We start from the raw sequence: 13,180 nt of genomic DNA on the forward strand, positions 1-13,180 counted from the left end.
TTCTGGCGGCGTCGGTTGACGAGTAGCCCCTTCGCCGACTTGACCGTGTCGATGCTGGCAACAATGGAGTCGGCGTGGCAGGAGATCGCGCGGACTGCATCTTTGGTTGCCGCATAGACCTTGCCAGTAGTCGGGTCATAGGCCATATCCTTCAGACCCTTCCCGACCGGGATGATCTTCAGCAGCCCGTTGGTGGCGCAGTCTATCACCGAGACGGTCTTGTCGATGGTGTCGCCACAATACAGCTTGTCACTGCCACTGCTGTAGCAGAGCAGCGTCGGCCGGGACCCGACGAGAATCGAACCGACCACGTTGTTGGTGGCACAGTCGATGACGCCGATGCGGCCCTGCGACGGGTGCGAAACGTACAGACGGTTGTGCCTGCTGACCAGCAGTGCCCCTCCAACCCCTGCGTTGGTGTAGATGCGCCTGACACGCTGGAACGTATTCCCGTCCACCACGATGATGTCCGAAGTCTCACTCGCGACGTAGATGTTGTCGGTCGAACTCCCGAAAGCCAGATGGTACGGCGGCCTCAGTGGCCCCAGCGAGTCCGGCAGCAGGATTGTATCGGGAACCGGCGGGCTCCATCCGAAACACAGACCTGCACTCAGCACCAGCGCGCACGCGAACAACGGCCCGACGGCCAGATTCTGAAGGGAGTCTAGACGACCACTAAGCCAACCACGGCCACTGACACAGCGCCTCATGCGTACCTCCTAGCACAACCATGATCTTGACGGCCTCTGCTCCGTTGCGGCGTGACACTCCGCGCCGCCGCGCACAGGGCTACCCTGGCCCTTTCGGCCCGATTGTATGAGCTTGAGTTCCGTCCCGACAATCCGCGTAGTCTTCCAATAGACAAGTACTGCCTCCAGGACTTCAGTTCTTGTACCAGCCGGCGTTGTAGCACCCTGTTTGGCAGATCCCTTGCCTGCCATGCCAAACGTCAGCCGAATTGTAGAGCGTACACTCTGTCAAGTCAACAAGAATTACACTTCGCGCAGGTAGCGGCCGAGACTGCGTGTTACAGGCAGGACTCTCGCCCCCCCCCATGATTTTCATGACATCATGACATTTATGTCAGGTTCAAGGGTGACCCAGAATCCCTCCCCGCCGCGCGTCAATGGCATCGGGCCGCGCCCCAATTCCGCCCGGCCGGCAACTCGCGGCTGACGGCGGCAGCCCCGGGCTGACTGTCGGGGGGTCTAGAGGGCTTTCTGGTAGATGCGGAAGCGCTTGGCGATCTGACCGCCGACGCGCTCCATCTCGGCCCGCATCTTGAGGTTGGTCTCGAGCTCGTGGTGGCTGTCGATCTGCTCGAACCCGGCTGCGATGGCAGAGCGCATCATCGCCCCGCCGAGCATCACGTCGATGCCGCGGCCCCGGTAGTCGGCATGGATGGCGCCGAGGAAGAGGTCGAGCTGCTTCGTCTTCTTCGTCGCGGCCTCTATCTGGAAGACGCCGAACGGTAGGACGTGCCCCTTGCACTGACGCAGGCCGACGTTCATGTTGGGCATGCCGATGATGAAACCGACCAGGTCCTCGCCTCGCGCCACGGCTTTGACGAACCGCGGGTCGATAACCGGCAGGTACTGCCGGACCAGCGCGTTGATCTCTGCCTCAGTCAGCGTCACGTAGCCGTAGATGTCCTGGTAGGTCTGGTTCATCAGGCCGAAGACCAGTGCGATGTATGGCCGCAGTTCCCCGGTGCTGGTGAACTCCAGCAGCCGCAGGTCGGACTGCCGCATCACCCGCGCCGCTATCTTCTCGTAGAATTCGGGCAGCTTGTCCGGAACCCGGATGAGGTAGTCGACGTAGTCCACTTCCTTCACGTAGCCCGCAGCATCGACGAACCCGACCATGTATGGGAAGTTGTGTAGCGAGGCGAGGGTCGGTTCATGGTCGAAGCCCTCGTAGAGGAACCCTTGCGGGTCCTGGTCCGAGAAGCCCATCGGCCCGACCATCTTCCTCATGCCCAACCGGCGCGCCCAGTTCTCGACGAACGCAATCAGTGCGTTGAAGACGTCCTGCTCCTCGTAGCATTCTATGAAACCGAACCGGCCGGTGCTTTCGTGCCGGATTTCATTACTCCTGCGGTTGATTATTCCCATGACTCGACCGACCACCTTGCCGTCGCGCCGCGCCAGGGCCAGGACCGTGTCGGCGTACCCGAAGGCACGGTTCTTCTTCGCGTCGAAGTACTTCCATTCGTCCATGTATATGGGCGGTATCCATAGCGGGTTGGTCCGGTTGACCTTGGCCGGCAGGTAGATGAACTCGCGCAGCTCCTGACGCTTGCGTATCTCAGCGACTTCGAGCGGCATCGTGCAGGCCTACTTGCCTGCAGCCCGCTTCTGCACCTTGCGCACGTCCGAGTCCATGAACGAGAAGACGAAGCCCGGCCACATCCGCTTCATCGTCCAAGTCAGCCAGTTCATGAACCCCGGGATGATCATCAGCTTGCCCCGCTCCATCCCCTTGATCATGGCGAGAGCTACCTCTTCGGGTTGCTTCATGCCGACGTTGCCGCTGACGGCCCTGGTTTCGGGCGGCTTGGTCCGGTTCTCCTCCACGAGTTGGGGCGTGTCCGTGTCCGGCGGGCAGAGCACCGAGACCCGGATGTTGTACTGCTTGAGCTCGGCCCGGAGGACCTCGGAGAAGCCGACAACCGCGAACTTGGACGGGCAGTAGGCGGAATAGCCGAACACGCCGACGACCCCGAGGATCGACGCCACGTTGACGATGTTACCGCCGCGTTCCTTCATGAAGGGCACGAGGGCGGTCACGGCGTTGCGCACGCCGAAGAAGTCGGTCATCATCATCCGCTCGAACTCCTCGTACGGCGTCTGCTCAAGATAGTGGCACCAGGCAACGCCGGCGCAGTTGACCAGAACGTCGGGCACGCCGAAACTGCGGACGGCGTCGTTCATCTTTGCCTCCACCTCGGCGTGGTTGCCGACGTCCACTTGCACGGCAAGGAACTTCTGCCCGGCCGCGGATCTCGCCGCCTCGATGAGCGACAGAGCGGCATCGAGCTTGGTCCGGCTCCTCGAGAAGATGGCGATGTTCGCCCCAGCTCCGGCAAACAGCTTCGCGGCGGCGAGGCCGATGCCGCTCGAACCACCGGTGATGTAGACGGTCTTTCCGCTGTAGGACTTCATGACTTGACGCCTCCACGCATGTATCGGGTGACGAAGGACATTGTTGTTGTTCGCTGCTCTCGGGGCTGGTTTGATTATGAGCATCTCTCAGGCGAAAGTCAATGCCGACGCGGGACGAGTAACTCAGGACGCGGCCGGGAGCCGCACTGTGACCCATTCAAGGGAACCTGCGCCACTCCACGGGCCGCCGCGACCAGCGACGATACCAGGCTGCAGATCTCTGGGACGCGACTGCGCTGTCTGAGCTGTGAACCAAGTATGCGCGAGAAACCTGGGCCGTCCGGGGCGTTGGCTGAACAGGGGCAGCTAGATCTGCTCTTCGTCGAAGAAGAGGTTGACGTACTGCACGTCGGACGTGAAGGTCGAGCACGCGTCGATGCAGTGGAACGCGGAATCGTCGTGTTTCTCATGTGCACTGCCAATCCTACCGCAGGAATCAAACCAACATCAGACTCGCATCAGACAGAGAAGTCATGTCCAGACCACAGCGCTCGGCCCCTGCGGGTGTGCAGTAATTTCACACCACGAGAGGCCGCTTCGCCAGCTGCCTGCGCCGGCTAGTCACCGGAACGGCAGCTGCGTTGTCCTATGCCATTCTCAAGTGCTGAATGGGCCTCTTCTTGACCAAAGCCACCCCTGAGCTAAGCTGGTAACCACAACTATGCGTCGCCGGTCCCGCTGGATACGACTCCTTGTCGCGCTCGCGGTCTTCGCGGCGTCACGGTGCTCCTGGGACGCGCCTCGGGACAACCCCCTCGATCCGTGGCTGGGTGGCAACATCAGCGGCCGAGTGCTGACGCGACGTGCGACCCCCATAGCCGGTGCCAGGGTCAGTGTGCCGGCCGCCGGGCGTTCCGTTCAGACGGACTCCGACGGAAGCTTCGACCTGCACGGGCTGCCCGAGGAAACCGCGTGGGTCTGCATCACAGCCGACGGCTATTCGTCCGAGTCGGCCCGCGTGGCGCTGACCAGAGGAGTGGTGGACACAGTGAACGCCTATCTGGACGGCCTTCCGTACCTCCAAAACTGCAGGTTGACAACGCACGTGTACGGACGAGGCTGGCCGCCTGAGCCCCTGAAGTTCTGTACGCTGACCGCGACTGCGGGCGACGTCGATGGCGCATCGGACGTGGATTCGGTATGGGTAGAGATACCGGCCATCGGCTTCTCGCAGCGTCTCCCCTACAACTCGGATGAGAAGCTGTTCATGCAGACACTCCGGGCCGAGAACCTGCCCGGTCAAGCCTTGGACACGCTGGTCGGCCAGGAGGTACGGTTCTACGTAGCTGATCTGGAGTCGGCGGTCACGGCTTGCACCCTGCCCGGAGTAACCCGTATCATCACCGACCTGCCGGAGCCGGCTTTCCCGTCAGGGGGGCTGGATACCCTGTCCAGCGACACACTCTTTGCGTGGCGCCGGTTCGACCGCGGGTTCGGTGTGCGCTACCACGGGCAAGTAGTCCGAATTGAAGGCGGGAACCCGGCCGGCGTGGCCGCCGAGTTCGACACCCCCGACACGACTCTACTGGTTAGCTCAGCCCAACTGAATTCCGGTGATTACTACTGGACAATCGAGGCCATCGACGGATTCGGCAATTCGTCCCGGTCGGCCGAGGAGTTGTTCTATGCCCGGTGACGTCTACGAGGCCCTGTTCCGCGTCAGCCAGTTGTTCAATTCGATCCTGGATCCGGATGCGCTGTTCGGAGATGTGCTGGACGAAGCGCTCAGGACCATGAATGCCGAGCGCGGCCTGCTCCTGCTCGCCGACGCGGAAACGGGCAAGCTGGCGGTACGCGTCGCCCGACACATCGACGGCCCGGTGGAAGAGGAGCTGAGCGGGGTGTCTCGGACCGTGCTCGACGAGGTCGTATCGAAGAAAGAGGCAAAGGTCTTCGTGGACGCGCCGGCATCGTTCCCGGGCGCGCAGAGCATAATAATCGCCCATGTGCGCTCGGTAGCGGTAGCCCCGCTCATCAGCCGCGAGCGGCTGGTCGGGGCCATCTATGTGGACAGCCGCACCGACCACAACGTCTTCAGCGATGACGCGCTGCTGTTCCTGCGGCCGTTCGCCAGCATCGCCGCGCTGGCGATCGAGAACGCCCGGCTCTGCTCCGGCCTCGCCGCCGAAACCGGGAAGCTGCGTTCAGCCCTCGGTGATTGGCAGCAGTTCCCCGAGATTGTCGGCCGGAGTGCGGCCATGCGGGCCGTCTTTGAGATGATGGCCCGTGTTATCCCGACCGATGCGCCCGTGCTCATCACCGGCGAAACGGGCACGGGCAAGGAACTGGTGGCGCGGGCGATCCACTATTCCGGACCGCGCAAAGAGGCGGCTTTCGTCGCTGTGAACTGCGGCGCGATACCCGAGAACCTGCTCGAGTCCGAGCTCTTCGGGCACCGCAAGGGCTCGTTCACCGGCGCGGTGACCGACAAGCAGGGGCTGTTCGAGGCGGCGAACGGCGGCACCCTGTTCCTGGACGAAGTGTCGGACCTGCCGCGGCCGCTCCAACCCAAGCTCCTGCGCGCCCTGCAGAGCGGGGAGGTACGCCGGGTAGGTGACGTCGAGACCCACCACGTCAACGTGCGCGTGATGAGCGCGACGAACCGCGACCTCGGACAGCTTGCCGGGGAAGGTACGTTCCGTGAAGACCTATACTACCGGCTGAACGTCATCCCGATTGAGCTGCCGCCGCTGCGCCAGCGCCGCGATGACATCCCGCTTCTTGCCGGCCATTTCCTTGCGGCCAGCGCCAGGCGCCAGAACAAGAAGGTGGCCGGCATCGCCAAGCCGGCAATCGACAAGCTGGTGAACTCCTCGTGGCCGGGCAACATCCGCCAACTGGAGAATACCATGGAGCGGGCGGTGGTGCTCTGCTCGGGCGACAAGCTGACCGAGAGCGACATAATGCTCCCACAGCCCGCTGACAACGGCATGCCCATTGAGGGCACCGCCGCCCAGATCGAGAAGCGCGTGGTCCTCGACCGGCTGAAGGCGTTCAACGGCAACCGGACGCGGGCCGCGGCCAGCCTTGGCATATCGCGCCGGACCCTGCTCAACAAGCTGGCCGAGTGGAAGCGAGAAGACGAAGCAGGCCAGAAGCCAATTCCGAAATCCGAATGACGAATGTCGAATCAAGTCCGAATTCCGAAATCCCAATTGGGTATTATGCCTCATTCGGGCTTCAATCGGGCTTCGAGCTTCGAGTTTCGTCATTCACGGTGTTGAGCCTGGCGCAATGACCCGAGCTGAACGGTACGAAGTCGTGGAGACCATCCAGGAAGGGATGACGGCGGTCACCTACAAAGCCCATGACCGCGTCCTGGACCGGCCGGTCCTCCTCAAGGTCCTGAACCCACGGTTGGCGGCTGACTCAGACCTGGTCCAGCGGTTCCGCCGGGAAGCCCTGTTGCAGGCAAGACTGAAACACCCCGGCATCGTGACCATCTACGACTACGGAACCGAAGATGACTTCTACATCGCGTCCGAGTTCATCGAAGGCCGGACCCTGGAGGCGCTGCTCACGGAGAAAGGACGCCTGACGCTCGCCGTACTCACACCCATCGTACGGGAAGTCGCGCGCGCGCTGGCCTTCGCTCACAACCAAGGCGTAGTCCACCGCGACCTGAAGCCGGCCAATATAATGATCTCTGACTCCGGCGAGGTGAAACTGACCGACTTCGGACTTGCCTGCGCCCGCGACCTCGGGGATCTCACGCAGGAAGGATGCGTCATCGGCACTCCATCCTACATGTCGCCGGAACAAGCCCGGGGACTGAAGGTAGACACGGCCACCGACATCTTCGCCCTGGGCATCATCATCTACCAGGCGCTCGGCGGGAACAACCCGTTTGCCGCGGCAACCTATGCCGACGCGCTGAGCCTGGTGTTGAACCACGAACCCCGCGCGCTGGCGGAACTCGTGCCCGGGTTGCCGGGTGGTTTGAGCGAGTTCGTGGGACGGATGCTCTCCAAGCGCGCCGCCGACCGCCCGGGGTCGGCCCAGGAACTCGTACGGCTGTTCTCCGCACCGACGACCGCAGCCCGACAAGTGCGCCCACAGCGGCGTGCGGTTCTGGCGGCAGTGCTTGCACCGGCCATTGTGGCAGCCGTGGTCGTCCCGATAGTCCTTGCCCATACGCAGCGACGACCCCGAGGACTCGAGGTGGCAGCGAGGCCGATGTCGGACACTTCGCAGAACACGGCATCCGTGCTGCCAAACGCATTTGTCACCGTGCCGGAGACGTCGTCGGCAGCTACACAGGAAACAGAGGATCCAACGACGCGGGTGTCAGGCACTCGAATTCTCGAATTCTCGAATCCTCGACCCCTCCCCAATGAATGCCGGCTTCGGCTCCTGGTAACACCCTGGGCCCACGTCGCTATCGACGGCCGTTCGCTCGGCACTACTCCGCTTGCGACCGAGCCGATCCTGGCGCCGGGCCGGCACACCGTCACGCTGCGCCATCCGCGCTACCCGGAGGTAGGCCGGACCGTAGAGCTGGATCGCCCGAACTGCACGCTGGCCGTCAACCTTGACCGTGAGGTAGCCGAGCTTGACATCCGCGTCACCCCTTGGGCGGTTCTGGCGATTGACGGCCAGGTTGTTGACACCACACCCATGGACCGCCCCATCCGGGTCGTCCTTGGCAACCATGGAATCACATTGACCCACCCGGAACTTGGGGTCAGACGCGAGTCGCTTCATATTGACTCCGCCCGTATCTACCGACTGACATACGACCTGTATTCCAGGTCGGCACGGAACATGCTAGGAGGTGAGTGAGATGCTAGGTCTGCTGACGCTGGTCTTGGTGCAAAGCTGGCAGCCGTGCGTGCCCATGAACACGCCCGGCTACGCTTTCGGCTGCGCAGCAGTGGGGTCCCGAGTCTACGCAATCGGCGGGCTGGTTTCAGACTCGGTGCCGCGGAACCTGGTAGAGGCCTATGACGTCCCGGCTGACTCCTGGGTTCTGGACTTCGCCCCGCCTCCGGGACCGCGGTGGTTCGCCGGCTGCGCCTCGTTCGACAGGAAGATATACCTGATGGGCGGCACCGACGGCAACACCGACCTGAGCCGGGTCGACCGCTTTGACCCCTCAACCAACACCTGGGATACCGTAGCCCCGCTTCCCTGGCCTCGGTCATCCCTCGCCGGCTGTGAATACGAGGGCCGCATCTACGCAATCGGCGGATACTCCATGACACTGGGTTTCCAGAAGTCAGTTGCCCGGTTCACGCCCGACTCTGGCCTGGGTCGTTGGGACGTGGTTGACTCTCTCATCTCACGACGGGCCAACCCGGCGGCCGCTGTAGCCGCAGGCTGGATGTGCGCGCTCGGTGGAGCGTACTTCAGCAATCTATCGAGCTTCGAGTTCAACGGGGGGAGCGGCTGGGTGAAATCCATGCGATACATGCGCACCGCGCGCAGCGGAGCCGCGGCAATCGGCTATGGTGAGTGGCTCTGCGCCATCGGTGGTCAAAACAAGGACGGCCCCCTGAGTTCGGTCGAGATAGCCAGTATGGTGAGCGTCTTCGATCCTTGGCAGTACCTGCCGCAGATGTCTGTCCCGCGGGTCTTTTGCGGAGCGGCAGTTGTGGACACCAACGTGATAGTCATCGGCGGCCGGAGTGACCGCGGTGCCGAGCCGTCGGTTGAGAAAGCTGACGCATCGCTTTTCCCATCCGGTGTTGAAGAACCGCAGGCCCCGAGGCCGGTACAGAGGACTGCGGGTTGGGCGACGGTCGCGTGCGGGCACGTGCGCATAACCTGCCGTGATGCTTCCATCTACGATGGGTCAGGCCGCCTCGTATTCGCCGGCACCGGGCCGGTTGACGTCCAGCTGGCTCCTGGGGTCTACTTCGCGCGCGTGATGGGCGAAGACGACCGGTCCGTGACCGGCACAGTCACGGTCGTCCGATGATCTTCCTGCTGCTCCTCGCGGCCACCGGGCCGCTGGACAGCCTCTATCTGGCCGGCGACTACGAACGGGTCGCTGAGCTCACGCCTCTCGTCCTTGCCGACTCGGCCCGCAGCGCAGCGGATTCCAGCGCTGTCAATCAGACCTACGCCTTTGCCCTCGTCGCCTTGGGCCGCGCCGATGAGGCCGCCGCAGTGTTTCGCCGACTCCTCCTAGAACACCCGAATCTGACGTTGGATCCCGAGGCCGTGTCCCCGAAGATCCGAGCCGTGTTCGAGGCGGTCAAGGCGCAGACAGCTCTGCCGACACCGCCGCCCACACCCGTGCTGGCCGAGACCGTCTACCTGAGGCAATCGGTGCCGCTGTCGGTGATCGTCCCCGGGTTGCGCCAGATGCAGACCGGCCGCCCGGCAGCGGGCTATGCACTGGCCGGCGCCACAGCGCTGTCCCTCGCCGGACTCGTGCTCAGCCACTTCGCGTACAACGACGCCCGCGCTGACTACCTGCAGGCCTCCTCGCCGCAGGACATCGCCGACCGCCATCAAGACGCGAACAACTGGTCGCACGCCCGGATAGTCCTATCCGGGACGTCGGTGGCTTTCTGGCTGGTCGGCCTGATTTCTGCGCTGCGCTCCCCGTGAAGTAACTTGCGGGCCGTGTGCAACACCTGCACACACGGCCCTCCCACCTGCTGCCAGCTACAGTCGTGCAGCCATGTCTGTGCCTGAGACCGGAATCCAGTTCCGGCTGGCATGCGAGTTGCTACTAACACAGGCACGACACCGACTTACTCGCCTCCCAAGAGATGGCAGTCAATTGCCGCACCCGATACGGCAGCGGTGTGTGTGGCAAGACGGCCAGCCTCGGTGTCTTTCCCTACCAACTGGACCCCGCCCAGTCCTCGAAGTCCGGTAGGTAGTTCGCACCTCTACTCATAGAGGGCTCGGTCACAGAGAGGCGGTGCGACATCCCTGCTGCGCACCGCCTCTCTGCTGCATGAATTGGAAACTGACATGGGAGTGTGGATCTCGGCACGCAAGCCCACCGTGCTGACTTGCAGCCAGAAGCACCCTGGGGCACGGCAGACTTGCGGAGCCATCCAGCTCAAGTCGAGGCCGGGCAAGCAGAGCCAGACAGAGAACCTCCACCGTCGCATTGATCAACGCTTCCCGCGCTAGCCAGCTTGACTCCTCCCCACAGCACCGTATTCTTGTCCCGGCTCCCTGGATGAACACCATCTGCCTGCTGCTTTGCCTGCTGGCCCTGCCGGGTGCCGACTCCAGTCTCAGATCGAGCTATGCGCTCGCGGGAAGCAATGCCGGACAACTGAAGCTGGCCCTGTCGCGCCTGCCTGCCGAGCAACGTCCGGCAGCCGAGTTCCTGCTGCAAAACATGCCCGCCGTGGACCTCGCGCAGATGCCGGCTCCGATGCTGGAGGAAAACGTCGCGCTGGCGTTCAAGGCGCGCGAGCTACTGCCGTGGGGCCGGCGTGTGCCTGACGAGCTGTTCCGGCACTACGTACTCCCACACCGCGTGACGCAGGAGCCGTTGTCGAATTGGCGCAGGATGTTCTTCGATTCGCTCTACCCGCTCGTCCGGAACTGCACCACGATGACCGAAGCGGCGAGGCAGGTAAACACCTGGACCGGGCGCAAGGCAACCTACAAGCCGAATGCCCCGCGCGACCAGGGGCCGCTGCAGACACTGCTCTCCGGCTGGGGCCGGTGCGAGGAACTCGTCATTCTGTACGCCGATGCCTGCCGCGCCATCGGCATCCCGGTCCGTCAGGCGTACACGCCGTATTGGACCGCGGGCGACGGCAACCACGCCTGGCCCGAGATCTGGATTGATGGCCAGTGGTTTCCGGCGCACGCGTTTGAGGCGGTTGACTCGCTACACTTCCGGTTCAAGAAGGACACCATCCGCACCGCCTACGTATTCGCGGTCAGCTACGGCGTGCCGGAGAACGCTGAAGGCGTCTACCGCCGCGAGCCGGGATGTGCCGTTATCAACGTGACGTCCGACTACACCCCGACCGGCCTGCTGCGGGTATTCGCATCTCGGTCCGGCGAGGTGGCTATCGGTGTGCCGGTCTGTGTCTCAGTGTTCAACAGCGGCGCGCTCCGGCCGGTGGCGCGCGACACGACCGGCGATGACGGCTGGTGGTCGATACCGACTGGTGTCGGCGAAGTCTGCGTCACCGCCGGCTACCGATCAGACTCGTGCGGCGCAATCGCCCGGATAGTAGCCCGCGAGACTACGGACATCCGCTTTGACCTCGACGACCCACAGCAATTGCCCCCGAAGTTCTGGCTCTGGTATCCGCTGCCCGAACCATGATTCTGTGAACCACGGATGAACGCAGATAGACGCAGGCATGGTTCCGAATCTGGGACACCCATCGGCGTCGATCGGCGTGTATCGGCGGCTGGTATCCGATGCCGAACCGTGAACCCCGGATTTGTGCCACGGAGCACACAGAAAAAACTGAGCGCAGGGAACCGACTCCGGACCCCATCCGCTCTGTGGCCTCTGTGGTTGTCCATTCTGCTGCCGCTCGCGATGAGCGCAGTTGCCCAGCCGTTCGCCTCGCCGCAGGACTCTGCCCTGCTGGCGCTGGCCCCCGACTCGCTCCGCCCTGCCTTTGCTGAGGCGCTGGCCGACGCCGGTCAGAACTGGGACGAGCTGGCATTCGCCGTCGCGACCGTGCAGCCAGACCGCCGCGCAGAGGCGGTCTGGCTCATCAACTCAATGCCACACCTCGACCGGCTTGAGATGACCCGCGCGGTGCTGGTCGAACACATCGAGTATTCACATATCGGCATGACAGCCTTCAAGTATCGCGCACCCGACTCGCTGTTCCGCAACTACATCCTCACTTACCGGATCTCCGACGAGCCGGTCACGGCCTGGCGCAAGCTCCTCTATGGCCGCTTCGCCCGCGCGGTGAAGAAATCCAGGACGCCCGCCGCCGCGGCTCGAATCGTCAATCTCTGGCTTGCCGGGCACATCCGCCCCGTCAAACGCGGCTTCTTCGGCCCGATGAAGTCGCCCGAACTTGTGCTCTCATCCGGATCGGGGACGAACGAGGAGATAGCGGTGCTGGCCGCGGCCATCCTCAAGTCACTCGGAATCCCGAGCCGCCGCGTCAAGGTTCCCTGGCTTGGTGCGCAGGACAGTGATGCAAGCTGGCTCGAAGTCTACAGCGACGGGAGTTGGCTGCCCTGCTACCCGCTTGAGCCGAAGGCATTCGGAGACTTCCGCTGGCTTGAGCGCGAGCATGGCAACAATGTCACCGTTGCAGTCGCGACGTCGGCATTCGGCCAGCAACTTGTCACTCCAAGCTACACCGCGGGCGCCCGGGTTCGCATCCGCCTGACCGCAGCGGGTGTTCCGCTGCCCGGCTTTGAGGGCTTCGCCGTCAACGTATTCAACGCCGGTGCATGGCGGCCAATGGACGAGCTCAACACGGTAACTGATTCTCTTGGGAAGTTCGACTGCTACCTCGGCAACGGAAACTTCCTCCTGATCGCCGGCCAGCGCGACCCACGCGGTGACCCCTACGTGGTGACGCGGGAGCTGGAGGTCAAACCCTATGCGGCAGTGGATATCACTCTAGACTTGACCGTGCCGGTGACGCCCGCGCCCGTCTACTCCAGAACACCGGACTTCACAAACCTCCTGCCGAACATTGCCGGAGGCATCTCATCCACTCTTCCTCCCAAAGACAGACCGGGCGTCGTCATCCGTTTCGACCCAGCCCTGTCGGTCGCGCTCCCGGCGTTCAAGGCGGCTCAGCAACTCCACGAGAAGTACGAGAAAGAAGGCCTCTTCGTACTCGGCATCGCGCACGCCCCCTTGGATGCAGCCAGATCATTCGCGACCAAGAACGCACTCACCTTCACCATCGCATGTGAACCCAACACCAGAACGGGCGTGCTCGACACCGATGACATATTGACCCTGTACAACAAGAAAGGCGCTATCGTCTTTCGGAAAACCCGGCCGGGAGCGGGCGACATCAGTGAACTGAACCGCACGGTTGCGGCAATGCTCAAGTAGCCGGTAGTCTCTGGCTACCAGCATCCCCGCTATCGCC

General features: G+C 63.3%; 10 protein-coding genes. 7 read left to right on the top strand and 3 right to left on the bottom strand.

The window, feature by feature from the left end:
• The 3 genes from FJY68_06770 to FJY68_06780 all read right to left on the bottom strand — a co-directional run.
• A partial coding sequence (locus FJY68_06770) for a YncE family protein (GenBank protein ID MBM3331541.1) occupies positions 1 to 710 on the bottom strand: 710 nt, incomplete at its 3' end.
• Positions 711 to 1,208: 498 nt separating this feature from the next.
• Positions 1,209 to 2,327 carry a hypothetical protein gene (locus tag FJY68_06775; protein ID MBM3331542.1) on the bottom strand — a complete coding sequence of 373 codons (1,119 nt, stop codon included), beginning with the start codon at positions 2,325 to 2,327 and terminating at the stop codon, positions 1,209 to 1,211.
• 9 nt (positions 2,328 to 2,336) lie between these two features.
• A complete protein-coding gene (locus FJY68_06780) occupies positions 2,337 to 3,248 on the bottom strand; it encodes an SDR family oxidoreductase (protein ID MBM3331543.1) in 912 nt (303 codons plus the stop codon).
• 577 nt (positions 3,249 to 3,825) lie between these two features.
• Here FJY68_06780 and FJY68_06785 point away from each other — a divergent pair.
• The 7 genes from FJY68_06785 (at position 3,826) to FJY68_06815 (ending at position 13,143) form a co-directional block, all read left to right on the top strand.
• Complete coding sequence (locus FJY68_06785) at positions 3,826 to 4,800, top strand: carboxypeptidase regulatory-like domain-containing protein (GenBank protein MBM3331544.1); 975 nt, start codon at positions 3,826 to 3,828, stop codon at positions 4,798 to 4,800.
• The gene (locus tag FJY68_06790; protein ID MBM3331545.1) at positions 4,790 to 6,283 is read left to right on the top strand and encodes a sigma-54-dependent Fis family transcriptional regulator; all 1,494 of its coding nucleotides are present in this window, start codon (positions 4,790 to 4,792) and stop codon (positions 6,281 to 6,283) included. Before FJY68_06785 ends, FJY68_06790 begins: the two co-directional genes overlap by 11 nt.
• A gap of 115 nt (positions 6,284 to 6,398) precedes the next feature.
• The gene (locus FJY68_06795; protein ID MBM3331546.1) at positions 6,399 to 7,946 is read left to right on the top strand and encodes a PEGA domain-containing protein; all 1,548 of its coding nucleotides are present in this window, start codon (positions 6,399 to 6,401) and stop codon (positions 7,944 to 7,946) included.
• A gap of 1 nt (position 7,947) precedes the next feature.
• A complete protein-coding gene (locus FJY68_06800) occupies positions 7,948 to 9,084 on the top strand; it encodes a hypothetical protein (protein ID MBM3331547.1) in 1,137 nt (378 codons plus the stop codon).
• Positions 9,081 to 9,722, top strand: coding sequence for a hypothetical protein (locus FJY68_06805; protein MBM3331548.1), 642 nt, complete (start codon positions 9,081 to 9,083; stop codon positions 9,720 to 9,722). Before FJY68_06800 ends, FJY68_06805 begins: the two co-directional genes overlap by 4 nt.
• A 586-nt stretch (positions 9,723 to 10,308) precedes the next feature.
• On the top strand, positions 10,309 to 11,421 hold the full coding sequence (locus FJY68_06810) for a transglutaminase domain-containing protein (GenBank protein ID MBM3331549.1): 1,113 nt from the start codon (positions 10,309 to 10,311) through the stop codon (positions 11,419 to 11,421).
• A 15-nt stretch (positions 11,422 to 11,436) separates the two neighbouring features.
• Positions 11,437 to 13,143 carry a hypothetical protein gene (locus tag FJY68_06815; GenBank protein ID MBM3331550.1) on the top strand — a complete coding sequence of 569 codons (1,707 nt, stop codon included), beginning with the start codon at positions 11,437 to 11,439 and terminating at the stop codon, positions 13,141 to 13,143.
• Positions 13,144 to 13,180: the final 37 nt, after the last annotated feature.

Source organism: candidate division WOR-3 bacterium, from assembly GCA_016867815.1.
In the GTDB taxonomy this organism is placed as follows: domain Bacteria; phylum Hydrothermota; class Tepidihabitantia; order Tepidihabitantales; family Tepidihabitantaceae; genus UBA2258.

Bases quoted from the DNA above. Each gene is read 5' to 3' on its own strand.
- FJY68_06805 (MBM3331548.1), top strand. From the start codon at position 9,081: ATGATCTTCCTGCTGCTCCTCGCGGCCACCGGGCCGCTGGACAGCCTC.
- FJY68_06810 (MBM3331549.1), top strand. From the start codon at position 10,309: ATGAACACCATCTGCCTGCTGCTTTGCCTGCTGGCCCTGCCGGGTGCC.
- FJY68_06780 (MBM3331543.1), bottom strand. From the start codon at position 3,248: ATGCTCATAATCAAACCAGCCCCGAGAGCAGCGAACAACAACAATGTC.
- FJY68_06775 (MBM3331542.1), bottom strand. From the start codon at position 2,327: ATGCCGCTCGAAGTCGCTGAGATACGCAAGCGTCAGGAGCTGCGCGAG.
- FJY68_06815 (MBM3331550.1), top strand. From the start codon at position 11,437: ATGAACGCAGATAGACGCAGGCATGGTTCCGAATCTGGGACACCCATC.
- FJY68_06790 (MBM3331545.1), top strand. From the start codon at position 4,790: ATGCCCGGTGACGTCTACGAGGCCCTGTTCCGCGTCAGCCAGTTGTTC.
- FJY68_06800 (MBM3331547.1), top strand. From the start codon at position 7,948: ATGCTAGGTCTGCTGACGCTGGTCTTGGTGCAAAGCTGGCAGCCGTGC.
- FJY68_06795 (MBM3331546.1), top strand. From the start codon at position 6,399: ATGACCCGAGCTGAACGGTACGAAGTCGTGGAGACCATCCAGGAAGGG.
- FJY68_06785 (MBM3331544.1), top strand. From the start codon at position 3,826: ATGCGTCGCCGGTCCCGCTGGATACGACTCCTTGTCGCGCTCGCGGTC.